This window comes from Brucella sp. TWI559 (assembly GCF_039674265.1).
GTDB classification, from domain to species: domain Bacteria; phylum Pseudomonadota; class Alphaproteobacteria; order Rhizobiales; family Rhizobiaceae; genus Brucella; species Brucella chromiisoli.
Genome location: NZ_JBDJNE010000008.1, coordinates 166,817 through 192,046, shown reverse-complemented (window position 1 = coordinate 192,046; position 25,230 = coordinate 166,817). Strand labels below are relative to the sequence as shown.

Sequence of the window (25,230 nt, the reverse complement as noted above, 5' to 3'; positions counted from 1 at the left end):
TTGACGTTACGCTGATCGTGCCGATCGCAATGGAAGAGAAGCTCCGCTTCGCTATCCGTGAAGGTGGCCGTACCGTTGGTGCAGGCATCGTCGCTTCGATCATCGAGTAATTAGATTTGTGCAGGAGCGTCTCTCCGGAGGCGCTCCGCGTAACAAGGAACAGATCAAATGAACGGTCAAAACATCCGCATTCGCCTCAAGGCGTTTGATCATCGGATCCTTGACGCTTCGACGCGGGAAATCGTGTCGACTGCCAAGCGTACCGGTGCCAATGTGCGCGGACCGATCCCACTGCCAACACGGATCGAAAAGTTCACAGTAAACCGGTCGCCGCACATCGATAAGAAGAGCCGCGAACAGTTCGAGATGCGCACGCACAAGCGTCTTCTCGATATCGTTGACCCAACCCCACAGACTGTTGACGCGCTCATGAAGCTCGATCTGTCTGCCGGTGTTGATGTCGAGATCAAGCTCTAAGCGGCTTGAGGACGGAAGGAACGAACCCGATGCGTTCAGGTGTTATCGCACAAAAGCTGGGCATGACCCGCGTCTATAACGACGCCGGCGAACATGTACCAGTGACAGTTCTCCGCATGGAAGACTGCCACGTGGTCGCTCAGCGTACAGTTGAAAAGAATGGTTACACGGCTGTTCAGCTTGGCGTTGGACTTGCCAAGGTAAAGAACACAACCAAGGCTCTGCGCGGTCATTTCGCGAAGGCTGAAGTTGAGCCTAAGGCGAAAGTTGCGGAATTCCGCGTTTCTCCTGAAAACCTGCTCGAAGTCGGCGTGGAAATCACTGCCGAACATTTCGTCGCCGGCCAGAAGGTCGACGTGACGGGTACTTCGATCGGTAAAGGCTTTGCCGGTGTTATGAAGCGTCATAACTTTGCTGGTCATCGTGCATCGCACGGTAACTCAGTGACCCACCGCGCTCACGGCTCGACCGGTCAGCGTCAGGATCCAGGTAAAGTATTTAAAGGCAAGAAGATGGCCGGTCACATGGGTCAGACCCGTGTAACCACGCAGAATATCGAAGTCGTTTCGACTGATCTCGATCGCGGCCTTATCCTTGTCCGCGGTGCAGTTCCTGGCTCAAAGGGTGCATGGATCTACGTTCGCGACGCCGTAAAGGTTTCGCTGCCTGATAATGCTCCCAAGCCAGCTGGTTTGCGCCAAGCAGCACAGGCCAAGGTAGAAGCTGCTGTAGTTTCTGAAACTGCAGCGACTGAGGGAGCCGAATAATGGATCTCACAATTACAACCCTTGAAGGCAAGGATGCCGGCCAGGTCAAGTTGAACGAAGCTATCTTCGGTCTTGATCCACGCGACGACATTCTCCAGCGCGTCGTGCGCTGGCAGCTGGCTCGCCGCCAGCAGGGCTCTCACGATGCCAAGGGCCGCAGCGACATCAGCCGCACCGGTTCGAAGATGTATAAGCAGAAGGGTACGGGTCGCGCTCGTCACCATTCGGCCCGTGCACCGCAGTTCCGCGGCGGTGGTCAGGCTCACGGACCGGTTGTCCGTACGCATGATCATGATCTGCCAAAGAAGGTTCGCGCTCTCGGCTTGCGTCACGCTCTGTCGGCTAAGGCAAAGGCATCTGACCTGATCATCATCGATGATCTGGCAGCGTCTGAAGCCAAGACAAAGCAGCTTGTGTCGCAGTTCGCAAAGCTCGGTCTCGAAAATGCACTTCTTATCGGTGGTGCAGAGCTCGACGTGAACTTCCAGCGCGCTGCTTCGAACATCCCGAACATCGACGTTCTGCCAGTACAGGGCATCAATGTTTACGACATCCTGCGTCGTGGCAAGCTCGTGCTTTCCAAGGCAGCTGTCGAAGCACTCGAGGAGCGTTTTAAATGACCGATCTTCGCCATTATGACGTGATCGTCAGCCCAGTCATCACCGAGAAGTCGACCCTTGTTTCCGAACATAATCAGGTCGTCTTCAACGTAGCCCGCAAGGCGACGAAGCCGGAAATCAAGGCTGCAATCGAAGCGCTCTTCGGCGTCAAGGTTAAGGCTGTAAACACCACTGTGCGCAAAGGCAAAGTGAAGCGGTTCCGCGGCATTGTCGGGCGCCAGAGCGATGTCAAGAAAGCGATCGTAACTTTGGCTGAAGGTCAGAGCATCGACGTTTCGACAGGTCTCTGAGAGGCCATGGAGTAAAGACAATGGCACTCAAGCACTTTAATCCGATCACACCAGGCCAGCGTCAGCTGGTCATCGTGGACCGTTCGGAACTCTACAAGGGCAAACCGGTCAAGTCATTGACCGAAGGTTTGTCCAAGAAGGGTGGCCGTAACAACACCGGTCGTATCACTGTCCGCTTTCAGGGCGGCGGTCACAAGCGTTCTTATCGTTTCATCGACTTCAAGCGTCGTAAGCATGATGTCGTAGCGACTGTAGAACGTCTGGAATACGATCCAAATCGCACCGCGTTTATCGCGTTGATCCGCTATGAAGACGGCGAGCTGAGCTACATTCTGGCTCCGCAGCGTCTGGCAGTTGGTGACAAGGTCATTTCCGGCCAGTCCGTCGACGTCAAGCCAGGCAATGCAATGCCGCTGTCGTCGATGCCAGTTGGTACCATTATCCACAATGTGGAAATGAAGCCGGGCAAGGGCGGTCAGATTGCACGTTCGGCTGGTGCTTATGCACAGCTCGTCGGTCGCGATCAGGGCATGGCTATCCTGCGTCTGAACTCGGGCGAACAGCGTCTGGTTTCGGGTGCATGCTTTGCAACGGTTGGTGCAGTATCCAATCCAGAGCACAGCAACATTAATGACGGTAAGGCCGGTCGTTCGGTTTGGCGCGGTAAGCGTCCACACGTTCGCGGCGTTGCCATGAACCCAGTTGACCACCCGCATGGTGGTGGTGAAGGCCGCACTTCTGGTGGTCGTCATCCGGTCACGCCTTGGGGCAAGCCTACGAAGGGTAAAAAGACCCGTTCGAACAAGGCGACCGATAAGTTCATCATGCGTTCGCGTCATCAGCGCAAGAAGTAAGAGAGGTAGTCTGAAGTGGCTCGTTCAGTTTGGAAAGGTCCGTTCGTCGATGGCTATCTTCTCAAGAAAGCTGAGAAGGTACGCGAGGGCGGTCGTAATGAAGTTATCAAGATGTGGAGCCGTCGCTCCACGATCTTGCCGCAGTTCGTTGGCCTGACCTTCGGTGTTTATAACGGCAACAAGCATGTGCCGGTATCGATCTCCGAAGAAATGGTTGGACATAAGTTCGGTGAATTCGCGCCGACGCGTACCTATTACGGTCACGGCGCGGACAAGAAGTCAAAGAGGAAGTAACAGATGGGCAAGGCCAAGGCTCCCCGCCAGCTTAAGGATAACGAGGCGAAAGCCGTCGCCCGTACGCTTCGCGTCAGCCCGCAGAAGCTTAATCTTGTCGCGGCACTTATTCGCGGCAAGAAAGTTAACGCGGCACTTGCTGATCTGACGTTCTCGCGCAAGCGGATCGCGGAAACAGTGAAAAAGACGCTCGAATCGGCTATCGCCAACGCAGAGAACAATCATGATCTCGATGTTGACGCGCTGATCGTTGCTGAAGCTTATGTTGGCAAATCAATTGTCATGAAGCGTTTCCACGTTCGTGGACGTGGTAAGGCAAGCCGCATCGAAAAGCCGTTTTCGCATCTCACCATTGTTGTCCGCGAAGTTGCGGAAAAAGGGGAGGCCGCATAATGGGCCAGAAGATTAATCCGATCGGTTTTCGTCTCGGCATTAACCGCACCTGGGATTCGCGTTGGTACGCAAATACCGGTGAATACGGCAAGCTGTTGCATGAAGACGTCAAGATCCGTGAGTATCTTAAGAGCGAACTCAAGCAGGCTGCGATTTCCAAGATCGTAATCGAGCGTCCGCACAAGAAGTGCCGCGTGACGATTCACTCGGCTCGTCCGGGTATCATCATCGGCAAGAAGGGTGCAGACATCGAAAAGCTTCGCAAGAAGCTTTCCGAGATGACGAATTCCGATACGTCGCTCAACATTGTTGAAGTGCGTAAGCCGGAAGTCGACGCGACGCTCATTGCTCAGTCGATCGCTCAGCAGCTCGAACGCCGTGTGGCATTCCGTCGCGCCATGAAGCGTGCCGTTCAGTCGGCAATGCGTCTCGGTGCTGAAGGTATCCGTATCAACTGCTCCGGTCGTCTGGGCGGCGCTGAAATCGCACGTATGGAATGGTATCGCGAAGGTCGCGTTCCGCTTCACACGCTGCGTGCTGATATCGACTACGGTACAGCAGAAGCGCAGACCGCTTACGGCATCTGCGGCGTGAAGGTTTGGGTATTCAAGGGCGAGATCCTTGAGCATGACCCAATGGCTTCCGAACGTCGTGCGGTTGAGGGTGACAATCAGGGTTCCCAGCAGAACCGCCGCCGCGAAAACGCTTAAAAAGCGGGCCGCGGGCGAGAAAATTGGAGTAGAGAACAATGATGCAGCCAAAGCGCACCAAGTTCCGTAAGCAGTTCAAGGGCCGTATTCACGGCAACTCGAAGGGCGGTACGGATCTTAATTTCGGTGCATTCGGTTTGAAGGCCGTTGAGCCTGACCGCGTCACAGCACGACAGATCGAAGCGGCTCGCCGCGCGATCACCCGTCACATGAAACGTGCGGGCCGTGTATGGATCCGAATCTTCCCGGATCTGCCAGTTACATCGAAGCCTACCGAAGTCCGTATGGGTAAAGGTAAGGGTTCAGTTGACTACTGGGCATGCCGCGTGGCACCAGGCCGCGTAATGTTTGAGCTTGACGGCGTACCCGAAGATGTGGCACGCGAAGCCTTAAGACTCGGCGCTGCAAAGTTGTCGGTCAAGACGCGCTTCATTCAGCGCATCGCAGAGTAAGAGAGGCAGTCATGAAAGCCGCAGACGTTCGGGCGAAAAGCCTCGATCAGATCAACGATGAGTTGGGCGCCCTGAAGAAAGAGCAGTTTAATCTGCGCTTCCAGAAGGCAACCGGCCAGCTCGAAAAAACCGCGCGCGTGAAACAGGTTCGCCGTGACATTGCGCGTATTAAGACCATCGCCCGCCAGAAGGCGGCCGAAAGCAAGGCATAAGGAACAAGTATAATGCCTAAACGCGTTCTGCAGGGCGTTGTCGTCAGCGACAAAAACGATAAGACTGTTGTGGTTAAGGTAGAGCGTCGCTATTCGCACCCGCTCCTCCAGAAGACCATTCGCCAGTCTAAGAAGTATAAGGCGCATGACGAAAACAACCAGTTCAAGATTGGTGATCAGGTTTCTATTGAAGAATCCAAGCCAATTTCGAAGGACAAACGCTGGGTCGTTCTTTCGAACGTAACAGCGGGCTAAATTACAAACACGCAGCTTAGGTAGGGCAGGAGCCCTTAACCAGCTGAAGGAAAAGAAGGCGGCCAGTCATGATTCAGATGCAAACAAACCTCGACGTGGCGGATAACTCCGGCGCACGTCGTGTCATGTGCATCAAGGTGCTGGGCGGCTCGAAGCGGCGTTATGCTTCCGTGGGCGACATCATTGTGGTGTCGATCAAGGAAGCTATTCCGCGCGGCCGCGTCAAAAAAGGTGATGTGATGAAGGCGGTAGTCGTACGGACTGCCAAGGACATCCGTCGCGCAGATGGCAGCGTTATTCGTTTTGATAACAACGCAGCCGTTCTCATCGATAACAAGAAAGAGCCTATCGGCACACGTATCTTCGGACCGGTTCCACGCGAACTTCGCGCTAAGAGCCACATGAAGATCATCTCGCTGGCTCCGGAAGTTCTGTAAGGAAGCAAGACGATGCAAAAGATTCGCAAAGGCGACAGCGTTGTCGTGCTGTCCGGTAAGGACAAGGGCCGTAAGGGCGAAGTTCTTCAGGTTATGCCAAAGGATGACAAAGCTGTCGTCCGCGGCATTAATGTTGTAAAGCGTCACCAGCGTCAGACACAGACTCAGGAAGCCGGCATCATTTCGAAAGAAGCGCCGATCCATTTGTCTAACCTGGCAGTTGCTGATCCAAAAGATGGCAAGCCAACCCGCGTTGGTTTCCGTATTGAAGACGGCAAGAAGGTTCGCGTTGCAAAGCGTTCGGGAGCGGTGATCTGATGTCTGAAGCTAAGGCACTTCCACGCTTCAAGAAGATTTATCAGGACACGATCCGTAAAGCTCTTCTTGAAGAATTCAAATATGACAACGAGATGCAGATTCCACGCATCACCAAAGTTGTCCTGAATATGGGTGTAGGCGAAGCAACTGCTGACTCGAAAAAGCCAACGGTTGCAGCTGCTGATCTCAGCCTGATTGCTGGTCAGAAGGCTGTCGTTACGCGCGCCCGTAATTCGATTGCAACTTTTAAGTTGCGCGAAGACATGCCAATCGGTACGAAGGTCACTCTTCGTGCGGATCGCATGTACGAATTTCTTGATCGTCTGGTTACGATTGCGCTTCCGCGCGTTCGCGACTTCCGCGGTCTGAATCCGAAAAGCTTTGACGGTCGTGGCAACTTTGCCATGGGTGTTAAGGAACACATCGTGTTTCCAGAAATCAACTACGATAAAGTTGATCAGATCTGGGGCATGGACATCATCGTTTGCACGACCGCAAAAACGGATGATGAAGCCCGCGCTCTTCTGCGCGCCTTCAACTTCCCGTTCCGGCAGTAACGGCAAGCGTAGCGAGGTATAATAATATGGCCAAGACTAGCGCAGTCGAAAACAATAAGCGCCGCGAAAAGTTGGTTAAGCGTCATGCTGAAAAGCGTGCACGTCTGAAGGCGATCGTTATGGATCAGAGCCTTCCGCTGGATGAGCGTTTCCGCGCTACTATTCAGCTCGCCGAACTACCGCGCAATTCCGCTAAGGTTCGTATTCGCAATCGTTGCGAAGTTTCGGGTCGTCCGCGTGGTTATTACCGTAAACTGAAGATGTCGCGTATTGCGCTTCGCCAGTTGGGTTCGCTCGGACAGGTTCCGGGCATAGTTAAGTCGAGCTGGTAAGGAGTAGCATATGTCTGTGTCAGATCCTATCGGCGATATGCTGACCCGTATTCGTAACGCAGTAGGCCGCAAGAAGACCAAGGTTTCGACCCCGGCTTCGAAGCTTCGTGCTCGCGTTCTGGATGTTCTTCAGTCTGAGGGTTACATCCGCGGATACACGCAGAGTGAATTCGTGAACGGCAAGGCCGAGATCGAAATCGAACTCAAGTACTATGAAGGCGTTCCAGTCATTCGTGAACTGACCCGCGTTTCGAAGCCAGGCCGTCGCGTTTACGTGTCGGTCAAGTCGATCCCGCAGGTTGCGAATGGTCTTGGCATCTCGATCTTGTCCACACCTAAGGGTGTAATGGCGGATCATGAAGCCCGTGAACAAAACGTTGGTGGTGAGCTGCTCTGCCGCATCTTCTGATGCGGCTGACAGTGAACAGATAGAAGACAGGTATAAAAATGTCTCGTATCGGTAAAAAACCCGTGCCGGTCCCGGCAGGCGTGACCGCCAGTGTTGATGGGCAGATCGTCAAGGCTAAGGGCGCGAAGGGCGAATTGTCTTTCGTGGTGCACGATGAAGTTCTGGTTAAGCTCGAAGACGGCGCTGTAAGCGTTGATCCTCGTGACCAGTCTAAAGAAGCCCGCTCCAAGTGGGGCATGTCGCGTTCGATGATCGAAAACATCTTCGAAGGCGTCAACAAGGGCTTTGAAAAGAAGCTTGAGATCAGCGGCGTTGGTTATCGTGCTGCTATGCAGGGCAAGAATGTCCAGCTGTCTCTCGGCTTTTCTCACGAAGTTATCTATGACGTGCCTGCTGGCATCACTGTTGCTGTTCCTAAACCGACGGAAATCGTCGTCACGGGTATCGATAAGCAGCAGGTCGGTCAGGTTGCGGCTGAGATCCGTGAATATCGCGGCCCCGAGCCTTATAAGGGCAAGGGCGTCAAGTATGCTGGCGAAAAAATCGTCCGCAAAGAAGGCAAGAAGAAGTAAGGGAAGCGCGTCATGGCATCGCCAAAAGAAACTTTGCAGCGTCGCGCTGCTCGTGTACGCCGTCAGGTCAAGGCTGTTGCAAACGGCCGTCCACGTCTCAGCGTGCACCGCTCTTCCAAGAACATCTACGTTCAGGTTATCGACGACGTTCGCGGTGTAACCATCGCTGCCGCTTCGACCCTGGATGGCGATCTGAAGGGCAAGCTCAAGACTGGCGCCGATTCCGCAGCAGCTGCTGCAGTTGGCAAGCTGGTTGCTGAGCGTGCCGTAAAAGCAGGCGTCAACGAAGTAGTGTTCGACCGTGGTGCATTTATTTACCACGGCCGTGTGAAGGCTCTCGCCGAAGCAGCCCGCGAAGGCGGTCTTAGCTTCTAATAATTTTGTGCTTCCGGAAAAAAATAAAGGAATAGGATATGGCACAGAGAGAACGTAACCGCGAGGACCGCGGTCGTGATGAGCGTGACAGCGAATTCGTTGACAAACTCGTTCACATCAATCGCGTAGCCAAGGTTGTTAAGGGTGGCCGTCGCTTCGGTTTTGCTGCACTCGTCGTCGTTGGTGACCAGAAAGGTCGCGTCGGCTTCGGACATGGCAAGGCTCGTGAAGTGCCTGAAGCTATCCGTAAGGCAACAGAAGCTGCCAAGCGCGATATGATTTTCGTACCACTGCGTTCGGGTCGTACACTGCATCACGATGTGCAGGGTCGTCACGGCGCTGGCAAGGTTCTGCTCCGCGCAGCCCCTGCTGGTAAGGGTATCATTGCTGGTGGTCCTATGCGTGCTGTGTTCGAAACGCTTGGCGTTCAGGACGTTGTTGCTAAGTCGCTCGGCTCATCGAACCCTTACAACATGGTTCGTGCAACCTTTGACGCTCTGAAGCATCAGATGCATCCAAAGGACATTGCTGCACAGCGCGGCATCAAGTACTCGACCCTTCAGGCTCGTCGCCATGATGTGGTCGGTTCGGAAGAATAGCCGATAGTTTGTGCCAGTCCGGTGCCATCGCACCGGATACGCCATAGACAAGGGATTTGAGTGATGGCTGAGAAGAAGGGTAAGACGGTTACGGTCGAACAGATCGGAAGCCCTATCCGTCGTCCAGCCGAACAGCGTGCTACGCTGATCGGACTCGGACTTAACAAAATGCACCGCCGCCGCACACTGGAGGATACTCCTTCAGTTCGTGGCATGATTGCCAAGGTTCAGCATCTCGTCCGCGTTGTGGACGAGGCCTGATAACGCAGAGGATAGAGACATGAAACTCAACGATCTGCGTGACAAGCCAGGTTCAGTTAAGGCGCGCAAGCGCGTCGGCCGTGGTATCGGCTCGGGCACCGGCAAGACCGCTGGCCGCGGCGTCAAGGGACAGAAGTCCCGTTCAGGCGTAGCGATCAACGGCTTTGAAGGCGGTCAGATGCCAATCTACCGTCGCCTGCCGAAGCGTGGCTTCACCAACATCTTTGCGAAGAGCTTCAACATTGTATCGCTTGGCCGTGTTCAGGCTGCGATCGATGCGGGCAAGCTGGACGCAAAGGCAGTTGTGAACATCGATTCGCTTAAGGCTGCTGGCGTGATTCGTCGCGCTCTCGACGGTGTTCGCGTTCTTGCGGACGGCGAATTGAAGGCAAAGGTAGCTTTCGAGGTTGCTGGTGCTTCCAAGGCAGCGATCGAAAAGATCGAAAAGGCTGGCGGTAGCGTAAAGCTTCCTGAAGCTTCTGCTGAATAAAGCATCGACATAAAAATAAAAAGCGGCGGCCTTGGTGCCGCCGCTTGCACATTTATGCCAATGCGCATATCTGGGTAGGGTCTTCTTGTCCGAGTGGTCGTGAGTTGTAAAACTTGTGTCTATGGGAGTAGGGGACCGGAGACTTTTCACCGGAGAAATTTTTATGGCATCGGCTGCTGAACAGCTAGTTTCCAATCTTAATTTTTCGGCATTTTCGAAAGCTGAAGAACTCAAGAAGCGCATCTGGTTTACACTGGGCGCTTTGTTGGTGTACCGTTTTGGTACTTATATTCCGCTACCCGGCATCAATCCTGATGCGCTTGCGCAGGCATTCCAGCAGCATAGCCAGGGTGTGCTTGGACTTTTCAATATGTTTGCGGGTGGCGCGGTTGGCCGTATGGCGATCTTCGCACTCGGCATCATGCCTTATATTTCTGCCTCCATTATCGTGCAGCTTATGACGTCGGTTGTCCCGACGCTTGAAGCGCTCAAGAAGGAAGGCGAGTCAGGCCGCAAGATTATCAATCAATATACGCGTTACGGTACGGTGCTTCTGGCAATCGTGCAGGCTTATGCGATTTCGGTTGGCTTGCAGTCCGGTAATGGCATCGTTACGAATCCCGGCCCAATGTTCCTGGTTTCGTCGGTCATCACGCTTGTTGGCGGTACGATGTTCCTGATGTGGCTTGGTGAACAGATCACCGCGCGCGGCATCGGTAACGGCATTTCGCTCATCATCTTCGCGGGTATTGTCGCAAACCTGCCGCATGCTATTTCCGGTACGCTGGAACTGGGCCGCACCGGCGCTCTGTCCACGGGGTTGATCCTCGGTGTTATCGTTCTGGCTGTTGCGCTGATTGCAATCATCGTTTTTGTTGAACGCGCCCAGCGCCGTCTTCTGATCCAGTATCCGAAGCGTCAGGTTGGCAATCGCATGTTCCAGGGCGATACATCGCATCTGCCACTCAAGCTCAATACTGCGGGTGTTATTCCTCCGATTTTCGCGTCTTCGCTTCTGCTGCTGCCTGCAACGGTTGCCGGCTTTGCGAACACAGCTGAAATGCCGGCATGGGGTACAACCATTCTCAATGCTCTCGGTCATGGTCAGCCGCTCTACATGCTGTTCTATGCCGGTTTGATGGCATTCTTCTGCTTCTTTTATACGGCCATTGTGTTCAATCCCAAGGACACTGCGGACCAGCTGAAGAAGCACTCCGGCTTTATTCCGGGCATTCGTCCGGGTGAACGGACGGCTGAGTATATAGACTATGTGTTGACACGCATTACGGTTGTCGGCGCCATCTATATCGTGCTTGTCTGTCTTCTGCCGGAATTTCTGATTTCCGCGACCGGTGTACCGTTCTATCTTGGTGGTACTTCGCTGCTGATCGTGGTCAGCGTAACGCTCGATACGGTTGCGCAAATTCAGGGACATCTTGTCGCCCATCAGTATGAAGGGCTGATCAAGAAGTCCAAACTCAGAGGTGGGAAACGCAGTAAATGAGACTAATACTTCTTGGGCCGCCCGGAGCAGGTAAGGGGACGCAGGCTGGACTTCTTACCAAGAAGCATGGAATACCTCAGCTTTCGACTGGCGATATGCTGCGTGCAGCAGTCGCTCAGCAAAGCGAAATCGGGAAACGCGCCAAGGCTGTCATGGATGCCGGTCAGCTGGTCTCCGATGAGATTGTAAACCAGATCGTGTCAGAGCGTATTGATGCGCCGGATTGCGCAAATGGTTTCATTCTTGACGGTTATCCGCGGACTGTTCCACAGGCGCAGGCTCTTGGCGAAATGCTGACCGATAAAGGTCTCAAGCTTGATGCTGTTATTGAGCTGAAAGTGGACGAGAACGCATTGGTCAGCCGGATGGAGAGCCGTGTTGCCGATACGATTGCAAAGGGTGGTCAGGTTCGTTCTGATGACAACCCGGAAGCATTTCGCAAGCGTCTCGTTGAATACCGTGAAAAAACGTCACCGCTTTCGGCCTATTATGCCGGTACTGGTGAGTTGCGCGTGCTCAATGGCATGGCGCCGGTAGAGGACGTTACTGCCGAAATCGAGAGAATTCTCGTTCCGGCGTGAAGCATGCGGGCTAAGGCTCGTTTGAACGAATAGGAATTGCGGACAGAAGATCATTTGATGTTTTTCTGTCCGTTTATTGCTTCTGAAAGTTGCTTTTAATGTCTGTAACGCTGCTATGGCCGCTTTACGGACAGTTAAGAGTTGACTTTTTCGGGTGATTCCGTCAAAGACTGCGCCACTTCAATTTGTTTTGAATGGTCGGTTCTGGCGGAAATAGTAAGAGGCCGGGACCGGTCAAACAATGCTGTCTGGTTGATCGCATCATCCAGATGGATTTTTATGTAACTCAAGGAGAACAGACGTGGCACGTATCGCTGGCGTCAACATCCCGACGAACAAGCGCGTAATCATTGCGCTTCAGTACATTCACGGGATTGGACCAAAATTTGCTCGTCAGATCGTAACGAAAGTCGGCATTTCCGATGATCGTCGCGTAAATCAGCTTTCGGATGCTGAAGTCCTTCAGATCCGTGAAGCAATCGATGCTGACTACCGGGTCGAAGGTGACCTGCGTCGTGAAGTTTCGATGAACATCAAGCGCCTGATGGACCTTGGCTGCTATCGCGGTCTGCGCCATCGTCGTTCGCTGCCAGTTCGTGGCCAGCGCACGCATACCAATGCACGCACCCGTAAGGGTCCTGCAAAGGCTATCGCAGGTAAGAAGAAGTAATTTTCGGCAGAACCAATCGTTCTGCCGGGCTTGCCTGTAAAAGGGTGGGTTCGGTGCTGGTCCTTTTCAAAGGGCCGGTGTAGCCGCTGGAACTACGGCGGTGTCGAGATCGAGTTTTGAGAGGACTATCATGGCTAAGGAAGCCCAGCGTATTCGCCGTCGCGAACGCAAAAACATTTCGTCGGGCGTTGCCCACGTAAATTCGACGTTTAACAACACCATGATCACCATCACGGATGCACAGGGTAATGCGATTGCCTGGTCATCTGCGGGTGCTCAGGGTTTCAAGGGTTCGCGTAAGTCGACCCCGTTTGCCGCACAGATCGCTGCTGAAGATTGCGCCAAGAAGGCGCAGGAACATGGCATGCGCTCCCTCGAAGTCGAGGTTTGCGGACCGGGTTCTGGCCGTGAATCTGCACTGCGCGCCCTTCAGGCTGCCGGTTTCGTTATTACGTCGATTCGCGATGTTACGCCGATCCCGCACAATGGTTGCCGTCCGCGCAAGAAGCGCCGGGTCTGATTTTCGTTTATATGCTGTAAGAACCCCGTGCTTTATTGTTCGGGGTTCCTCTGCGGTTCTTCACAAGATCGCTACGATTGGATGGTAGCGACGGTTGATAGAGGAAAACCACATGATCCAGAAAAACTGGCAGGAACTGATTAAGCCGAACAAGGTGGATTTTATCACCAACGGCTCACGCACTCATGCAACCGTTGTTGCTGAGCCGCTGGAACGCGGTTTCGGTTTGACGCTCGGTAACGCACTGCGTCGCGTGCTTCTGTCGTCGCTGCGCGGCGCTGCTGTCACCGCCGTTCAGATTGACGGCGTGCTGCATGAATTCTCTTCTATCCCTGGCGTCCGCGAAGACACCACGGATATCGTTCTGAACGTCAAGGAAATCGCCATCCGTATGGAAGGCGAAGGCCCGAAGCGCATGGTTGTCCGCAAGGAAGGCCCGGGCGTTGTTACGGCTGGTGACATTCAGACTGTTGGCGATGTCGAGATCCTTAACCCGGAACACGTCATCTGCACGCTGGATGAAGGCGCTGAAATCCGCATGGAATTCACTGTCAACACCGGTAAGGGCTATGTGCCAGCCGACCGTAATCGTGCGGAAGATGCTCCAATCGGTCTTATTCCGGTTGATAGCCTTTATTCGCCGATCCGCAAGGTATCGTACAAGATTGAGAACACCCGTGAAGGTCAGGTTCTCGATTATGACAAGCTGACGCTCAATATCGAAACCAATGGTTCGGTGAGCGGTGAAGATGCTGTTGCTTACGCAGCACGCATTCTTCAGGACCAGCTCGCAGTCTTCGTTAACTTCGAAGAGCCTCAGAAGGAAGCCCCGCAGGAACAGGTTGCGGAACTCGCTTTCAACCCGGCTCTGCTCAAGAAGGTCGACGAGCTCGAATTGTCTGTACGTTCGGCAAATTGCCTGAAGAACGACAACATCGTCTATATCGGCGATCTGATCCAGAAGACGGAAGCCGAGATGTTGCGGACTCCGAATTTCGGCCGCAAGTCGCTCAACGAGATCAAGGAAGTTCTGGCGTCGATGGGTCTCCATCTTGGTATGGAAATCCCAGCCTGGCCACCAGAAAACATCGAAGATCTCGCCAAGCGCTACGAAGACCAATATTAAGACCGGCATATCCCGGTACGTTACGAATTAAAGGAGAAGGCCATGCGCCACGGTAATGGACAGCGTAAGCTGAACCGCACTGCCTCGCATCGCAAGGCAATGTTCGCCAACATGGCGGCTTCGCTCATCGAGCATGAACAGATTGTGACCACGCTTCCTAAAGCTAAGGAAATCCGTCCAATCGTAGAAAAGCTTGTCACACTCGGCAAGCGCGGTGACCTGCATGCACGTCGTCAGGCGATTTCCGCCATTCGCGATGTACAGCTTGTTGCTAAGCTGTTCGACACACTTGCTACACGTTACGCAACCCGTAACGGCGGCTACATCCGCATCATGAAGGCAGGCTTCCGCACCGGTGACAATGCACCGATGGCAGTTGTCGAATTCGTTGAACGCGATGTCGATGCAAAGGGCAAGGCTGATCGCGCACGCGTTGAAGCCGAAGCTGCTGCAGAAGCAGAAGCTGCGTAATCTACGCGATGAAGCATTTAAAAAGGGCCGCCTCGAGCGGCCCTTTTGTTTTTTAAAGATATTTTGGGCAGAGCATTACAAAGCTGTAATGCTGTTGCCACAATACAGCCCTTTATACTTGGCTTGGTTGCCTCCATATTGCTTGCGAGCCTGGGAATCGGGTGTCGGAAAAGAAAACGGAGTGTGCAAATGAGTTTGCGGCGGTATGGAATTACGGGGGTTGTTCTTGTTTCAATGAGCATGTTGGCATTACCGTCATTTGCTCAGGACAATTCCGCTGCGGTTGTGGGCAAGCAAATTCCACTCAGCCGCGCCGATATGCAGCTTTCTTTTGCGCCGCTTGTTAAACAGACAGCACCCGCAGTGGTCAATGTGTATGCCGCCCGTCAGGTGCAACAGCAGCAGTCTCCCTTCGCAGGTGATCCGTTTTTCGAGCAGTTTTTTGGGCAGCAGTTTGGCGGTGGCAGTCGATCAAGGACAGAGCAGTCTCTCGGATCCGGGGTGATCGTTGATGGCTCGGGTCTGGTCGTTACAAATAACCACGTCATCAAGGACGCCGACGAGATCAAGGTTGCATTGTCAGATGGCCGTCAGTTTGAAAGCAAAGTCTTGCTTCGCGACGAAACAACTGACCTTGCTGTATTGAAAATCGAGGCCAACGAAAAATTCCCTGTGGTGGCTCTTGGAAATTCCGATGACGTTGAAGTCGGTGATCTGGTTCTGGCGATCGGCAATCCGTTTGGCGTTGGACAGACGGTGACAAGTGGTATTGTTTCGGCGCAGTCCCGCACGCAGGTCGGTGTTTCGGATTTTGATTTCTTTATTCAGACCGATGCCGCAATCAACCCCGGCAATTCGGGTGGTGGATTGATTGACATGCGCGGCCGTTTGATTGGCATCAACACGGCGATTTATTCACGCTCTGGCGGTTCTGTCGGTATCGGCTTTGCAATCCCTTCGAATATGGTGCGTGCGGTTGTGGATGCAGCCCGCAGTGGCAGCTCCAGCTTCGAACGACCATATATCGGCGCGACCTTTCAAAATATCACACCGGATGTTGCTGAAAGTCTTGGCATGGACAAGTCGTTCGGTGTGTTGGTGACAGCGGTTAATAAGGGCGGGCCGGCGGAGCAGGCGGGATTAGCCGTGGGTGACGTCGTGCTCTCGGTTCAGGGCGTGCGCGCGGACAATATTGACGTGCTCGGTTATCGTCTTTCGACGGCTGGCATTGGAAATACGGTGACACTCGACATTGCGCGCAATGGCAAGGACCGCAAAATACCGGTGAAGCTCACCAAGGAGCCGGAAGCAAAGCCGCAGCAGAAACAGACCATCAAAGGGGATAATCCCTTCGCAGGCGCGGTTGTTGAAGAACTGACGCCAGCGATGGCGTCCAAGATGCGTCTGCGTGAAGGATCACGCGGCGTGATTGTGACGAATGTCATTGCCAATTCTCAAGCAGCGCGTCTTGGTTTGCGCCAACGTGATATTATTCGCGGCATCAACGGCAATCCGATCCGTACGATCAATGATCTTGTCACAGCCCTCAACAATGGACGCGGTCTGGCATGGCGGCTTGAAGTTGAGCGTAATGGCGCGCTTATCCGCCAGTTCGTTCGCTGAACGATAGATATAGTATTTAAAGTTGCATGTCGTTTCGGGCGGGACTATGCCTGAAACGACATTTGTTTTTCTGGTATTGAGCAAAGCGAAATGAGCGACCTTTTTTCCACTGCGGTTGATCCGAATGCTGACCGTAACAGGCCGCTTGCCGATCGTTTGCGACCGCGCCATCTCGCAGAGGTCACCGGGCAGGAGCATCTTACCGGGCCTGAAGGCGTTCTTACGCGCATGATTGCGTCCGGTACGCTTGGCTCCATGATTTTCTGGGGGCCTCCGGGGACAGGGAAGACGACGGTTGCGCGGTTGCTTGCCGGGGAAACGGAACTGGCTTTTGAGCAGATTTCTGCGATTTTTTCCGGGGTTGCTGATCTTAAAAAAGTTTTTGAATCAGCGCGTGCCCGACGTATGTCAGGCCGACAAACCTTGTTGTTTGTAGACGAGATTCATCGGTTCAATCGTGCGCAGCAGGATAGTTTTCTACCCGTGATGGAGGATGGCACCGTCATTCTCATAGGGGCGACGACGGAAAATCCTTCTTTTGAACTGAATGCCGCTTTGCTGTCGCGGGCGAGGGTGCTGACGTTTCATCCCCATGATGCATTGAGCATTGCAACACTTCTGGCGCGCGCTGAAGAACAGGAAGAGCGTCCGCTGCCGCTTGATGAAGAGGCACGCGCAAGTCTTATCCGCATGGCGGATGGTGATGGTCGTGCTGCGTTGACACTGGCCGAGGAGGTGTGGCGTGCGGCCCGACCTGAAGAGGTTTTTGATGCCGAGAAGCTGCAGGATGTGGTTCAGCGCCGCGCGCCTGTCTATGATAAAGGGCAGGATGGGCATTACAATCTGATTTCTGCTTTGCATAAGTCGGTACGCGGGTCTGATCCTGATGCAGCACTCTATTATCTTTGCCGCATGTTTGATGCGGGCGAAGACCCGCTTTATCTGGGGCGTCGGCTGGTTCGCATGGCGGTCGAGGATATTGGGCTTGCCGACCCGCAAGCACTGGCTATCTGCAACGCCGCAAAAGATGCCTATGATTATCTTGGCTCACCGGAAGGCGAACTGGCTTTGGCGCAAGCGTGCGTTTATTTGGCCACGGCGCCTAAATCCAATGCTGTCTATATGGCCTATAAAGCGTCGATGCGTGCAGCCAAGGAAAACGGCTCTTTACTGCCGCCCAAACATATTCTCAATGCGCCGACCAAGCTGATGAAGAATGAGGGTTATGGCGAGGGCTATGCCTATGACCACGATCAGCCAGACGCTTTTTCCGGGCAGGATTATTTCCCGGAAGCTATGGGCCGTCAGGTGTTCTATGATCCGCCGGAACGCGGTTTTGAGCGGGAAATTCGCAAGCGTTTGGATTATTGGTCACGGTTGAGGGGCGAGCGCCGGGGGCGAAACTGAGCGGCTTTGCCAAAGAATTTGCCCGAAAATTTCAGTGTCACAATTCGGCCTTCATCGGTGCCGCTAAAGCCGAAATACATACAACCTGAAGCTTTAATTCACATGCGGGTTGAGCCATTGATTCCATAATAATTTCAATGGCTGAGCAACTTTGAGATGTGGCCCTAAACGATGTGGTAACTATAATTAAATCAATGGCTTAGCTCCGCCGCTCTTTATTGTTTAAAATTTATCAAAATTTCTAATTTCCAAGGGGCTTCATTATGACGCGCGTTTTTTTGCTCGTTGCGCTCGTTATTCTCGGTGGCTGCGCGACTGCTCCCCGGCAGACCGGCAATGTATGCGCAGTCTTTGATCAACGCGACGGCTGGATAAACAATTGGCAGAAGGACGCGACGCGTGCTTCGCGTGAATATGGCGTTCCCGTTCCTGTTCTCATGGCGACGATCTATGCTGAATCGGGTTTCCGCCCTTATGCGCGCCCACCACGCACCAAGCTGCTTGGTTTTATCCCATGGAAGCGTGCATCAAGTGCCTATGGCTATTCGCAGGCTCTGAATGGAACCTGGGATCGATATAAGCGCGAAACGGGCCGCTGGACGGCTTCACGCAGCAATTTTGGCGATGCCATTCATTTTGTCGGCTGGTATCATAATGAAAGCAGCCGAAGAAACGGTATAAGCCGGAATGATGCTTATAGCCTCTATCTGGCCTATCATTCGGGTCATGGCGGCTATGCGCGCGGTGTGTGGCGCAATAATTCAACAGCGTTGAATGGGGCAAAGCGTGCGCAGACCATGGCCAATCGTTATACGATGCAATTGCGCTCCTGCGGGCGCATGGGGTAGTTCGGCTTCGTGCCTGAAATTCGTTCCGAGCGTCGTTTCAAATTGATACGAGTTTCGGGCTCGCCTTTGCAGAGCCTTCCTTGTTTTGTTTGAATCCTTGGAAATACTCTTTAAAGTCACCGTCCAGCCGTAATCGAAGTTATCATTTGCGGCGAATCGAACATTGAGGATGACCTTTTTATGCTGAAGAAACTTGGGATTGCCCTAATCTGCGCCACATTTTTAGCAGGCTGCACGACCGACCCCTATACAGGTCAGGAAAAGATGTCGAACACCGCGGGCGGCGCTGCAATTGGTGCGGCGGTTGGAGCGCTCGGTGGTCTTATGGTTGGTGGCTCAAGCCGTGCTCAGCGTAATGCGGTTCTCATCGGCGCGGGTATTGGCGCGCTCGGTGGCGGCGCTATCGGCAACTACATGGATCGCCAGGAATCGGAATTGCGCAATCAGTTGCAGGGTACCGGCGTTTCCGTGACGCGTAATGGTGATCAGATCATTCTGAATATGCCGTCCGCTATCACTTTCGATACCGATCAGGATCAGGTGAAGAGCCAGTTCTACCCAACACTGAACTCTGTCGCGATCGTGTTGCGCAAGTTCAATCAGACTCTTGTGGATGTTTACGGCTTTACCGACTCGACCGGCAGCGCGAGCTATAATCAGGGTCTGTCGCAACGTCGTGCAGCTTCGGTTGCGAGTTATCTTGGTTCCCAAGGCATTGATCCGCGCCGTTTTGCTGTTATCGGATATGGTGCAAGCCAGCCGGTTGCTTCCAATGCAACGCCGCAAGGACGAGCACAGAATCGTCGTGTGGAAATTCAGATTTCGCCACTGCGTGGCGTCAGTCAGTAAAAACGAAAAATCGGATATTCATCCGTTTTGGCGCAGCTCTCCGCGAGGAGAGTTGCGCTTTTTTGCAGATGATGCGCGAATCGGCGGCACGAAAGGCGCATTTTTTGGAATTAAGCCGTGGATGCTAACGTAAATTATTGTTTTCTAATAAATTAGAACATGAATAGAACAAAAAATTAAAATCATATTAAAACAATAGGTTGGTGGTATTGCATAATGAGAACAAAACAGATACAAATAGATATTGGCGATGAGCCCGATGGGCTTCTAGCGAGGCAAGAGGATAGTGTAAGATGTCTCAGAAATCATTGCGACTCGTTGAGGAAAAATCAGTGGACAAGACAAAAGCACTCGATGCGGCACTGTCGCAAATTGAACGCGCGTTCGGCAAGGGCTCCATTATGCGGCTTGGTCAGAACGATGTCGTCGATATTGAGACGGTGCCAACCGGTTCGCTTTCTCTCGATATAGCCCTGGGCGTCGGCGGTCTGCCCAAAGGGCGTATTGTTGAAATTTATGGTCCAGAAAGTTCTGGTAAGACGACGCTTGCACTGCATACGATTGCGGAAGCGCAGAAGAAGGGTGGCATTTGCGCATTCGTGGATGCGGAACATGCACTTGATCCGGTCTATGCCCGCAAGCTTGGCGTTGACCTTGAAAACCTTCTGATCTCGCAGCCCGACACCGGAGAACAGGCGCTTGAAATTACCGATACGTTGGTGCGTTCGGGTGCGATTGATGTTCTGGTGGTCGACTCGGTTGCAGCTTTGACACCGCGCGCTGAAATCGAAGGCGAAATGGGTGATTCTCTGCCGGGTCTTCAGGCTCGTCTGATGAGTCAGGCGCTGCGCAAGCTGACGGCATCGATCTCGCGGTCGAACTGCATGGTCATCTTCATCAACCAGATTCGCATGAAGATTGGCGTTATGTTTGGCTCGCCTGAAACGACGACCGGCGGTAATGCGCTCAAGTTCTACGCCTCTGTTCGCCTTGATATTCGCCGTATCGGTTCGATCAAGGAACGCGATGAGGTTGTTGGTAACCAGACACGCGTGAAGGTGGTCAAGAACAAGCTTGCACCTCCGTTCAAACAGGTTGAGTTTGATATTATGTATGGTGCCGGCGTTTCCAAGATGGGCGAATTGGTTGATCTTGGTGTTAAAGCCGGTGTTGTCGAGAAGTCTGGTGCTTGGTTCTCTTATAATTCCCAGCGTCTGGGGCAGGGCCGTGAAAACGCCAAGCAGTATCTCAAAGACAATCCCGATACCGCACGCGAGATTGAAACGACACTCCGCCAGAACGCCGGTCTGATTGCCGAGAAGTTTCTTGAAGACGGCGGTCCGGAAGCTGACGATGGCCCGGATGTAGCCGAAGCTTAGGCGTCTTATAGAGATGAAACAGAAAACGCCCTGCACGAGAGTGTGGGGCGTTTGCTTTTTATATTCGATACTGTTGCATAGTTGCCGTTTTCTTCGCTTCCACGCGAAATTGCTTTTATAGCGCACTCTGCTTATCTGGACAGAAAAGCAGTGCGCCGTTAAAAGCAGTCAACCGAAACTCCATGTTCCTTGTCGGGCAGTACGGAACGCAGCGGCTTAAGTGCCGAAGTCTGTCGCCGCATTGCGGGTGGAGAAAAGATAATCGATGTGCTTCTTTGAGGGGTGCGTCCGTGCAGGGTGGAAGAAGCCCAAGGGTGAATTATGGCTGGCGTCAACGAGATAAGATCTACGTTTCTCGATTACTTCCGTAAGAACGGACACGAGGTTGTTTCATCAAGTCCATTGGTGCCGCGCAATGATCCAACGCTCATGTTTACCAATGCGGGCATGGTGCAGTTCAAGAATGTTTTCACCGGTCTTGAGCACCGTCCTTACAGCCGCGCGACAACGTCGCAGAAATGCGTGCGCGCAGGCGGAAAGCATAATGATCTTGATAATGTAGGCTACACCGCTCGCCACCACACTTTCTTTGAAATGCTCGGCAATTTTTCCTTTGGCGATTACTTCAAGGAAGAAGCGATCAGCCATGCCTGGAACCTGATCACCAAGGAATTCGGCCTTAATAAGGACAAGCTGCTCGTCACCGTTTATCACACGGATGATGATGCTGCGAATTTCTGGAAGAAGATCGCGGGCCTTTCCGACGATCGTATTATTCGCATTGCCACAAGTGATAATTTTTGGGCGATGGGGGATACTGGCCCATGCGGTCCGTGTTCGGAAATTTTCTACGACCACGGCGATCATATCTGGGGCGGACCTCCCGGATCGGCTGACGAAGACGGTGACCGCTTCATCGAAATCTGGAATCTCGTTTTCATGCAGTTTGAACAGGTTACGCCTGACCAACGCATTGATCTGCCGCGTCCGTCGATTGATACTGGCATGGGGCTGGAACGTGTTGCTGCTGTCCTTCAGGGGGTGCATGACAATTACGATATTGATCTCTTTAAAGCGCTGATCCGCGCTTCGGAAGAAGCAACAGGCGTCAAGGCTGAAGGCGATTTCCGCGCCAGCCACCGCGTCATTGCTGATCATCTGCGTGCATCGAGCTTCCTGATTGCCGATGGCGTGCTGCCATCGAACGAAGGTCGCGGTTATGTGCTGCGTCGCATCATGCGTCGCGCGATGCGTCATGCGCAGCTTCTTGGGGCGAGCCAGCCATTGATGTGGCGTTTGCTGCCAGCCCTGATCCGCGAAATGGGGCAGGCTTATCCGGAACTCATCCGTGCAGAAGCGCTGATTTCAGAAACACTCAAGCTGGAAGAAACCCGTTTCCGCAAGACCCTGGAGCGCGGGCTTGGCCTGCTTTCCGATGCTTCGGAAAATCTGGTTGAGGGCGATCGACTTGATGGCGAAACTGCATTCAAGCTTTACGACACCTATGGTTTCCCGCTTGATCTGACGCAGGATGCTTTGCGGCAGCGCGGTGTGACGGTTGACACTGATGGCTTTAATGTTGCCATGGAACGCCAGAAGGCCGAAGCACGCGCCAATTGGATGGGTTCGGGCGAAGCTGCAACCGAAACCATCTGGTTCGGCATTAAGGATAAGGTCGGCGCGACCGAATTCCTCGGCTATGAAACCGAAAGTGCGGAAGGTGTCATCACGGCACTTGTGCGCGATGGTACAGAAGTGGCATCGGCATCTGAGGGTGAAACCGTGTCCGTCGTGGTCAACCAGACGCCTTTCTACGGCGAATCCGGTGGCCAGCAGGGTGATACCGGAACAATCTCGGGTGAAGGCTTTGTCATCACCATCAAGGATACGCAGAAAAAGGGCGAAGGTGTCTTCGTACATACAGGCGAAGTGACCAGCGGTTCGGCAAAGGTCGGTGAAGCCGTTGAGCTGAAGGTGGATTCCGAGCGTCGCACGCGTATCCGTTCCAACCATTCGGCAACACATCTGTTGCATGAAGCGCTGCGCGAAACCCTTGGGACCCACGTTGCGCAGAAGGGTTCGCTTGTTGCGCCTGATCGCCTGCGTTTCGACTTCTCGCATCCAAAGCCGATTTCGGCAGAAGAATTGACCGCTGTTGAAAATCTCGCCAATGAGATCATCCTGCAAAATGCGCCGGTTTCAACGCGCTTGATGGCCGTAGACGATGCGATTGCAGAAGGTGCGATGGCGCTGTTTGGCGAAAAATATGGCGATGAAGTGCGTGTTGTTTCGATGGGCACGGCCAAGCATGGTGAAAAGGCTGGCAAGGCTTACTCTGTTGAGCTTTGCGGTGGCACGCATGTGCGCCAGACCGGCGATATCGGCCTTGTGCGCATTCTCTCTGACAGCGGCGTTGCTGCCGGTGTTCGCCGCATGGAAGCGCTGACGGGTGAGGCGGCTCGCCTTTACCTTGAAGAACAGGATGAGCGCGTCAAAGCCATTGCTGGTGCACTGAAAACGACACCGTCTGAAGCACTGGAGCGTGTCAACGCACTGGTTGACGAACGCAAGAAGCTGGAACGTGAACTTGCAGATGCGCGCCGACAGCTTGCGTTGAGCGGCGGCTCTTCGGATGGTGGCAGTGCTGTTGAAACCGTCAATGGCGTCAACTTCCTTGGTAAGGTTGTGACCGGCGTTTCGCCACGCGATCTCAAGCCGCTGGCTGATGAAGGCAAGAAACAGGTTGGCTCCGGCATCGTTCTTTTTATTGGTGTTGGTGAAGATGGCAAGGCAAGCGCAGTTGCTGCTGTCACTGAAGATTTAGTTGGTCGTTTTAGCGCGGTTGATCTTGTTCGTGCTGCATCGGCTGCTCTTGGTGGCGCAGGCGGCGGCGGTCGCCCGGATATGGCACAGGCCGGTGGCTCCGATGGCACCAAGGCAAACGATGCCATCGTTGCAGTGAAAGCGCTGATTATTTGATAAATTGCGTATAAGAATGAAAAGGCCGGGATTTCCCGGCCTTTCTTTATGCTGCATGCGCTCTACGACTATCGACGGGCGCTTCATCGCGCTCACTAAGGCTATAATCCCGTGCCACATCGGCAACGCGCAGGCGATAGTTTTCAAAAACACCGCCGCGCCCTTTTGCCTGTGCGATGCGATGGGTGGGTAGATTGCGCCATTGTTTGACTGCCTCTTCATCCCGCCAGAAGGAAAGGGACAGCAGCTTTTCTGGCTCAACCAGACTTTGAAAACGTTCAATCGATATAAAACCGTCGATTTGCGCAAGATCAGCGCGCAGGCTTGCGGCAATATCGAGATACTGCTCGCGCCTCTCATCATTTGCTGGCCAGACTTCAAAAATAACAGCGATCATGGCTTGATGAACTCCGCATGCGGAGCGGATTGCAGTTTGAGAAATATGCGCTCTTCACACCGGATAAATTGTTCGCGTTTTGCAAATTCATAATTCGCTCGGCCGATTGGATCAGCAGCCAGACGTGCGCGAAACTTTTCATAGGCAGCAAGGTCTTCGATTGAATAAACACCATAAGCTGTTGTGGTGGAGCCTTCATGCGGGCCGAAATAGCCAATCAGATTGGCACCGCAACGTGGGCTTGCCTGTCCCCAATTGCGTGCATATTCCGCAAAAGCCTCGGCTTTGAACGGATCAATTTGATAGCGTATAAAGCAGGTAATCATTCTTATCTCCTGAAATTGGTGATTTGCTGGAGACGTTTTAGCGCATTGAACTTCATCCATGCTTCGGTTAGCATCGAAGTATGAAAGACGGGCCTATCATAGCTTCTGTTGCAGCCCTGTTGGGCGATCCGGCACGCGCAAACATGCTCACCGCGCTGATGGACGGCCGTGCTTTGACGGTAAGCGAACTTGCTGCTGCTGCGGGCGTGACACTTCAGACAGCCAGCGGGCATCTATCCAAGCTTGATGCCGCGAATTTGCTTGTGGCTGAGAAGCAGGGCAGGCACCGTTATTTCAGGCTATCAGGCCCGGACGTAGCACAGGTGCTCGAAGGTTTGATGGGGCTTGCCCAACGCACTGGTGCCGTGCGTGTTCGCACTGGTCCTAAAGACCACGCACTGCGAAAAGCGCGTATTTGCTATGATCATCTGGCGGGTGAGCGCGGCGTGGAAATGCTTGATGCGTCTTATAAACTTGGTTTGATTGATCATGCCAGTGAGCCTCTGCTGACCGATGAGGGAAAATCATTCTTTTCATGCATGGGGATTGATGTCGATGCGCTGCAAAAAGGCAAACGACCGCTTTGTCGTCATTGTCTCGACTGGAGTGAAAGACGCAATCATTTGGGTGGCGCACTGGGTGCTGCACTTCTGAAAACCTTCATCGATAAAGGCTGGGCACGCCGCGAAGCGGGGCGTGTGATTGCCTTTTCCCCCGCTGGCGCGCAAGCTTTTACCAAAGCTTTTCAGCTCTGATTTTTCTCATCACTCAATTTGTTGTGTTGTGAAGGCCGTAGAGCGGTGAACGATCCCATGGACGATGCCGAATAGTGAGCGGTAAACAAAAAACGGCGGGAAAATCCCGCCGTTTTTTGTT

The 25,230-nt window shown here is 53.4% G+C and carries 37 protein-coding genes; 35 read left to right on the top strand and 2 right to left on the bottom strand.

Annotated elements, in window-relative coordinates:
* The 34 genes from ABE530_RS12465 to alaS all read left to right on the top strand — a co-directional run.
* Positions 1–110, top strand: a 110-nt coding sequence (locus ABE530_RS12465; protein WP_499694714.1) for an EF-Tu C-terminal domain-related protein, incomplete at its 5' end; no start/stop codon positions are given.
* Between the two features lie 58 nt (positions 111–168).
* Complete coding sequence (gene rpsJ, locus ABE530_RS12460) at positions 169–477, top strand: 30S ribosomal protein S10 (protein ID WP_002964363.1); 309 nt, start codon at positions 169–171, stop codon at positions 475–477.
* A 29-nt stretch (positions 478–506) separates the two neighbouring features.
* Positions 507–1,244, top strand: coding sequence for a 50S ribosomal protein L3 (gene rplC, locus ABE530_RS12455; protein WP_265984509.1), 738 nt, complete (start codon positions 507–509; stop codon positions 1,242–1,244).
* Positions 1,244–1,864 (top strand): 50S ribosomal protein L4, encoded by a 621-nt coding sequence (gene rplD / locus ABE530_RS12450; protein ID WP_265984510.1) that lies wholly within the window; start codon positions 1,244–1,246, stop codon positions 1,862–1,864. Before rplC ends, rplD begins: the two co-directional genes overlap by 1 nt.
* Entirely contained in the window at positions 1,861–2,154 is a 294-nt protein-coding gene (locus ABE530_RS12445) for a 50S ribosomal protein L23 (protein WP_007875343.1), read from the top strand. The genes rplD and ABE530_RS12445 overlap by 4 nt, the downstream gene beginning before the upstream one ends.
* 20 nt (positions 2,155–2,174) lie before the next feature.
* Positions 2,175–3,008 carry a 50S ribosomal protein L2 gene (gene rplB, locus ABE530_RS12440; RefSeq protein WP_265984511.1) on the top strand — a complete coding sequence of 278 codons (834 nt, stop codon included), beginning with the start codon at positions 2,175–2,177 and terminating at the stop codon, positions 3,006–3,008.
* A 15-nt stretch (positions 3,009–3,023) separates the two neighbouring features.
* Complete coding sequence (gene rpsS / locus ABE530_RS12435) at positions 3,024–3,302, top strand: 30S ribosomal protein S19 (protein ID WP_140904458.1); 279 nt, start codon at positions 3,024–3,026, stop codon at positions 3,300–3,302.
* A 3-nt stretch (positions 3,303–3,305) separates the two neighbouring features.
* Positions 3,306–3,695, top strand: coding sequence for a 50S ribosomal protein L22 (gene rplV, locus ABE530_RS12430; RefSeq protein ID WP_007875336.1), 390 nt, complete (start codon positions 3,306–3,308; stop codon positions 3,693–3,695).
* The gene (gene rpsC, locus ABE530_RS12425; RefSeq protein ID WP_024897014.1) at positions 3,695–4,405 is read left to right on the top strand and encodes a 30S ribosomal protein S3; all 711 of its coding nucleotides are present in this window, start codon (positions 3,695–3,697) and stop codon (positions 4,403–4,405) included. The genes rplV and rpsC overlap by 1 nt, the downstream gene beginning before the upstream one ends.
* A gap of 38 nt (positions 4,406–4,443) precedes the next feature.
* Positions 4,444–4,857 carry a 50S ribosomal protein L16 gene (gene rplP, locus ABE530_RS12420; RefSeq protein ID WP_094577441.1) on the top strand — a complete coding sequence of 138 codons (414 nt, stop codon included), beginning with the start codon at positions 4,444–4,446 and terminating at the stop codon, positions 4,855–4,857.
* A gap of 11 nt (positions 4,858–4,868) precedes the next feature.
* Entirely contained in the window at positions 4,869–5,069 is a 201-nt protein-coding gene (gene rpmC / locus ABE530_RS12415) for a 50S ribosomal protein L29 (protein WP_024897016.1), read from the top strand.
* A gap of 12 nt (positions 5,070–5,081) precedes the next feature.
* Positions 5,082–5,324, top strand: coding sequence for a 30S ribosomal protein S17 (gene rpsQ / locus ABE530_RS12410; protein ID WP_024897017.1), 243 nt, complete (start codon positions 5,082–5,084; stop codon positions 5,322–5,324).
* Between the two features lie 68 nt (positions 5,325–5,392).
* Complete coding sequence (gene rplN, locus ABE530_RS12405; RefSeq protein ID WP_007875329.1) at positions 5,393–5,761, top strand: 50S ribosomal protein L14; 369 nt, start codon at positions 5,393–5,395, stop codon at positions 5,759–5,761.
* A 12-nt stretch (positions 5,762–5,773) separates the two neighbouring features.
* The gene (rplX, locus tag ABE530_RS12400; protein WP_094539757.1) at positions 5,774–6,079 is read left to right on the top strand and encodes a 50S ribosomal protein L24; all 306 of its coding nucleotides are present in this window, start codon (positions 5,774–5,776) and stop codon (positions 6,077–6,079) included.
* A complete protein-coding gene (rplE, locus tag ABE530_RS12395; protein WP_396997065.1) occupies positions 6,079–6,636 on the top strand; it encodes a 50S ribosomal protein L5 in 558 nt (185 codons plus the stop codon). Before rplX ends, rplE begins: the two co-directional genes overlap by 1 nt.
* A gap of 26 nt (positions 6,637–6,662) precedes the next feature.
* Entirely contained in the window at positions 6,663–6,968 is a 306-nt protein-coding gene (gene rpsN / locus ABE530_RS12390; protein WP_265984513.1) for a 30S ribosomal protein S14, read from the top strand.
* A 10-nt stretch (positions 6,969–6,978) separates the two neighbouring features.
* Entirely contained in the window at positions 6,979–7,377 is a 399-nt protein-coding gene (gene rpsH / locus ABE530_RS12385) for a 30S ribosomal protein S8 (RefSeq protein WP_007875325.1), read from the top strand.
* A gap of 38 nt (positions 7,378–7,415) precedes the next feature.
* A complete protein-coding gene (gene rplF / locus ABE530_RS12380; protein WP_265984514.1) occupies positions 7,416–7,949 on the top strand; it encodes a 50S ribosomal protein L6 in 534 nt (177 codons plus the stop codon).
* A 12-nt stretch (positions 7,950–7,961) separates the two neighbouring features.
* Positions 7,962–8,324, top strand: coding sequence for a 50S ribosomal protein L18 (gene rplR, locus ABE530_RS12375; RefSeq protein ID WP_265984515.1), 363 nt, complete (start codon positions 7,962–7,964; stop codon positions 8,322–8,324).
* Positions 8,325–8,362: 38 nt separating this feature from the next.
* Complete coding sequence (gene rpsE, locus ABE530_RS12370; protein ID WP_499694710.1) at positions 8,363–8,923, top strand: 30S ribosomal protein S5; 561 nt, start codon at positions 8,363–8,365, stop codon at positions 8,921–8,923.
* Between the two features lie 63 nt (positions 8,924–8,986).
* The gene (gene rpmD / locus ABE530_RS12365) at positions 8,987–9,184 is read left to right on the top strand and encodes a 50S ribosomal protein L30 (protein ID WP_007875314.1); all 198 of its coding nucleotides are present in this window, start codon (positions 8,987–8,989) and stop codon (positions 9,182–9,184) included.
* Between the two features lie 19 nt (positions 9,185–9,203).
* The gene (gene rplO / locus ABE530_RS12360) at positions 9,204–9,674 is read left to right on the top strand and encodes a 50S ribosomal protein L15 (protein ID WP_499694709.1); all 471 of its coding nucleotides are present in this window, start codon (positions 9,204–9,206) and stop codon (positions 9,672–9,674) included.
* A gap of 163 nt (positions 9,675–9,837) precedes the next feature.
* Positions 9,838–11,178, top strand: a complete 1,341-nt coding sequence (secY, locus tag ABE530_RS12355; protein WP_265984517.1) for a preprotein translocase subunit SecY — start codon at positions 9,838–9,840, stop codon at positions 11,176–11,178.
* On the top strand, positions 11,175–11,759 hold the full coding sequence (locus ABE530_RS12350; protein ID WP_265984518.1) for an adenylate kinase: 585 nt from the start codon (positions 11,175–11,177) through the stop codon (positions 11,757–11,759). The genes secY and ABE530_RS12350 overlap by 4 nt, the downstream gene beginning before the upstream one ends.
* Before the next feature lie 301 nt (positions 11,760–12,060).
* Positions 12,061–12,429 carry a 30S ribosomal protein S13 gene (rpsM, locus tag ABE530_RS12345; RefSeq protein ID WP_187544612.1) on the top strand — a complete coding sequence of 123 codons (369 nt, stop codon included), beginning with the start codon at positions 12,061–12,063 and terminating at the stop codon, positions 12,427–12,429.
* A 130-nt stretch (positions 12,430–12,559) separates the two neighbouring features.
* A complete protein-coding gene (gene rpsK / locus ABE530_RS12340; protein ID WP_024897028.1) occupies positions 12,560–12,949 on the top strand; it encodes a 30S ribosomal protein S11 in 390 nt (129 codons plus the stop codon).
* 112 nt (positions 12,950–13,061) lie between these two features.
* Positions 13,062–14,075: a DNA-directed RNA polymerase subunit alpha gene (locus tag ABE530_RS12335; RefSeq protein WP_265984519.1), complete on the top strand. Its 1,014-nt coding sequence runs from the start codon at positions 13,062–13,064 to the stop codon at positions 14,073–14,075.
* Between the two features lie 42 nt (positions 14,076–14,117).
* Entirely contained in the window at positions 14,118–14,546 is a 429-nt protein-coding gene (gene rplQ, locus ABE530_RS12330) for a 50S ribosomal protein L17 (RefSeq protein WP_095446804.1), read from the top strand.
* Between the two features lie 189 nt (positions 14,547–14,735).
* Complete coding sequence (locus tag ABE530_RS12325; RefSeq protein ID WP_499694708.1) at positions 14,736–16,169, top strand: DegQ family serine endoprotease; 1,434 nt, start codon at positions 14,736–14,738, stop codon at positions 16,167–16,169.
* A gap of 90 nt (positions 16,170–16,259) precedes the next feature.
* Positions 16,260–17,576, top strand: coding sequence for a replication-associated recombination protein A (locus tag ABE530_RS12320; RefSeq protein WP_499694707.1), 1,317 nt, complete (start codon positions 16,260–16,262; stop codon positions 17,574–17,576).
* A gap of 263 nt (positions 17,577–17,839) precedes the next feature.
* The gene (locus tag ABE530_RS12315) at positions 17,840–18,424 is read left to right on the top strand and encodes a transglycosylase SLT domain-containing protein (protein WP_499694706.1); all 585 of its coding nucleotides are present in this window, start codon (positions 17,840–17,842) and stop codon (positions 18,422–18,424) included.
* A 180-nt stretch (positions 18,425–18,604) separates the two neighbouring features.
* Positions 18,605–19,273 carry a YiaD family glycine zipper/OmpA-like lipoprotein gene (locus tag ABE530_RS12310; RefSeq protein ID WP_265984523.1) on the top strand — a complete coding sequence of 223 codons (669 nt, stop codon included), beginning with the start codon at positions 18,605–18,607 and terminating at the stop codon, positions 19,271–19,273.
* Between the two features lie 293 nt (positions 19,274–19,566).
* Positions 19,567–20,652: a recombinase RecA gene (gene recA, locus ABE530_RS12305; protein WP_265984524.1), complete on the top strand. Its 1,086-nt coding sequence runs from the start codon at positions 19,567–19,569 to the stop codon at positions 20,650–20,652.
* A gap of 321 nt (positions 20,653–20,973) precedes the next feature.
* Entirely contained in the window at positions 20,974–23,631 is a 2,658-nt protein-coding gene (gene alaS, locus ABE530_RS12300) for an alanine--tRNA ligase (RefSeq protein ID WP_499694705.1), read from the top strand.
* Positions 23,632–23,677: 46 nt separating this feature from the next.
* On the opposite strand, the gene ABE530_RS12295 is transcribed toward alaS, so the two are convergent.
* Positions 23,678–24,028: an antibiotic biosynthesis monooxygenase family protein gene (locus ABE530_RS12295; RefSeq protein WP_265984526.1), complete on the bottom strand. Its 351-nt coding sequence runs from the start codon at positions 24,026–24,028 to the stop codon at positions 23,678–23,680.
* Positions 24,025–24,354: an NIPSNAP family protein gene (locus tag ABE530_RS12290; protein WP_265984527.1), complete on the bottom strand. Its 330-nt coding sequence runs from the start codon at positions 24,352–24,354 to the stop codon at positions 24,025–24,027. The genes ABE530_RS12295 and ABE530_RS12290 overlap by 4 nt, the downstream gene beginning before the upstream one ends.
* 80 nt (positions 24,355–24,434) lie before the next feature.
* On the opposite strand from ABE530_RS12290, the gene ABE530_RS12285 reads away from it, so the two are divergent.
* On the top strand, positions 24,435–25,109 hold the full coding sequence (locus tag ABE530_RS12285; protein ID WP_265984528.1) for an ArsR/SmtB family transcription factor: 675 nt from the start codon (positions 24,435–24,437) through the stop codon (positions 25,107–25,109).
* The last annotated feature ends 121 nt before the right edge of the window (positions 25,110–25,230 follow it).

What these genes read in the sequence shown, in the direction of transcription:
- rpmD (WP_007875314.1), top strand. Translation starts at nt 8,987, where the DNA reads ATGGCTGAGAAGAAGGGTAAGACGGTTACGGTCGAACAGATCGGAAGC.
- rplN (WP_007875329.1), top strand. Translation starts at nt 5,393, where the DNA reads ATGATTCAGATGCAAACAAACCTCGACGTGGCGGATAACTCCGGCGCA.
- alaS (WP_499694705.1), top strand. Translation starts at nt 20,974, where the DNA reads ATGGCTGGCGTCAACGAGATAAGATCTACGTTTCTCGATTACTTCCGT.
- rpsN (WP_265984513.1), top strand. Translation starts at nt 6,663, where the DNA reads ATGGCCAAGACTAGCGCAGTCGAAAACAATAAGCGCCGCGAAAAGTTG.
- rpsE (WP_499694710.1), top strand. Translation starts at nt 8,363, where the DNA reads ATGGCACAGAGAGAACGTAACCGCGAGGACCGCGGTCGTGATGAGCGT.
- rplE (WP_396997065.1), top strand. Translation starts at nt 6,079, where the DNA reads ATGTCTGAAGCTAAGGCACTTCCACGCTTCAAGAAGATTTATCAGGAC.
- rpsK (WP_024897028.1), top strand. Translation starts at nt 12,560, where the DNA reads ATGGCTAAGGAAGCCCAGCGTATTCGCCGTCGCGAACGCAAAAACATT.
- rplC (WP_265984509.1), top strand. Translation starts at nt 507, where the DNA reads ATGCGTTCAGGTGTTATCGCACAAAAGCTGGGCATGACCCGCGTCTAT.
- rpsH (WP_007875325.1), top strand. Translation starts at nt 6,979, where the DNA reads ATGTCTGTGTCAGATCCTATCGGCGATATGCTGACCCGTATTCGTAAC.
- rpmC (WP_024897016.1), top strand. Translation starts at nt 4,869, where the DNA reads ATGAAAGCCGCAGACGTTCGGGCGAAAAGCCTCGATCAGATCAACGAT.
- rpsC (WP_024897014.1), top strand. Translation starts at nt 3,695, where the DNA reads ATGGGCCAGAAGATTAATCCGATCGGTTTTCGTCTCGGCATTAACCGC.
- recA (WP_265984524.1), top strand. Translation starts at nt 19,567, where the DNA reads ATGTCTCAGAAATCATTGCGACTCGTTGAGGAAAAATCAGTGGACAAG.
- rplP (WP_094577441.1), top strand. Translation starts at nt 4,444, where the DNA reads ATGATGCAGCCAAAGCGCACCAAGTTCCGTAAGCAGTTCAAGGGCCGT.
- ABE530_RS12325 (WP_499694708.1), top strand. Translation starts at nt 14,736, where the DNA reads ATGAGTTTGCGGCGGTATGGAATTACGGGGGTTGTTCTTGTTTCAATG.
- ABE530_RS12285 (WP_265984528.1), top strand. Translation starts at nt 24,435, where the DNA reads ATGAAAGACGGGCCTATCATAGCTTCTGTTGCAGCCCTGTTGGGCGAT.
- ABE530_RS12310 (WP_265984523.1), top strand. Translation starts at nt 18,605, where the DNA reads ATGCTGAAGAAACTTGGGATTGCCCTAATCTGCGCCACATTTTTAGCA.
- ABE530_RS12290 (WP_265984527.1), bottom strand. Translation starts at nt 24,354, where the DNA reads ATGATTACCTGCTTTATACGCTATCAAATTGATCCGTTCAAAGCCGAG.
- rplO (WP_499694709.1), top strand. Translation starts at nt 9,204, where the DNA reads ATGAAACTCAACGATCTGCGTGACAAGCCAGGTTCAGTTAAGGCGCGC.
- ABE530_RS12350 (WP_265984518.1), top strand. Translation starts at nt 11,175, where the DNA reads ATGAGACTAATACTTCTTGGGCCGCCCGGAGCAGGTAAGGGGACGCAG.
- rplX (WP_094539757.1), top strand. Translation starts at nt 5,774, where the DNA reads ATGCAAAAGATTCGCAAAGGCGACAGCGTTGTCGTGCTGTCCGGTAAG.
- rplB (WP_265984511.1), top strand. Translation starts at nt 2,175, where the DNA reads ATGGCACTCAAGCACTTTAATCCGATCACACCAGGCCAGCGTCAGCTG.
- rplF (WP_265984514.1), top strand. Translation starts at nt 7,416, where the DNA reads ATGTCTCGTATCGGTAAAAAACCCGTGCCGGTCCCGGCAGGCGTGACC.
- rplQ (WP_095446804.1), top strand. Translation starts at nt 14,118, where the DNA reads ATGCGCCACGGTAATGGACAGCGTAAGCTGAACCGCACTGCCTCGCAT.
- rpsJ (WP_002964363.1), top strand. Translation starts at nt 169, where the DNA reads ATGAACGGTCAAAACATCCGCATTCGCCTCAAGGCGTTTGATCATCGG.
- ABE530_RS12315 (WP_499694706.1), top strand. Translation starts at nt 17,840, where the DNA reads ATGACGCGCGTTTTTTTGCTCGTTGCGCTCGTTATTCTCGGTGGCTGC.
- rpsQ (WP_024897017.1), top strand. Translation starts at nt 5,082, where the DNA reads ATGCCTAAACGCGTTCTGCAGGGCGTTGTCGTCAGCGACAAAAACGAT.
- ABE530_RS12445 (WP_007875343.1), top strand. Translation starts at nt 1,861, where the DNA reads ATGACCGATCTTCGCCATTATGACGTGATCGTCAGCCCAGTCATCACC.
- ABE530_RS12320 (WP_499694707.1), top strand. Translation starts at nt 16,260, where the DNA reads ATGAGCGACCTTTTTTCCACTGCGGTTGATCCGAATGCTGACCGTAAC.
- rplR (WP_265984515.1), top strand. Translation starts at nt 7,962, where the DNA reads ATGGCATCGCCAAAAGAAACTTTGCAGCGTCGCGCTGCTCGTGTACGC.
- rplD (WP_265984510.1), top strand. Translation starts at nt 1,244, where the DNA reads ATGGATCTCACAATTACAACCCTTGAAGGCAAGGATGCCGGCCAGGTC.
- ABE530_RS12335 (WP_265984519.1), top strand. Translation starts at nt 13,062, where the DNA reads ATGATCCAGAAAAACTGGCAGGAACTGATTAAGCCGAACAAGGTGGAT.
- rplV (WP_007875336.1), top strand. Translation starts at nt 3,306, where the DNA reads ATGGGCAAGGCCAAGGCTCCCCGCCAGCTTAAGGATAACGAGGCGAAA.
- ABE530_RS12295 (WP_265984526.1), bottom strand. Translation starts at nt 24,028, where the DNA reads ATGATCGCTGTTATTTTTGAAGTCTGGCCAGCAAATGATGAGAGGCGC.
- secY (WP_265984517.1), top strand. Translation starts at nt 9,838, where the DNA reads ATGGCATCGGCTGCTGAACAGCTAGTTTCCAATCTTAATTTTTCGGCA.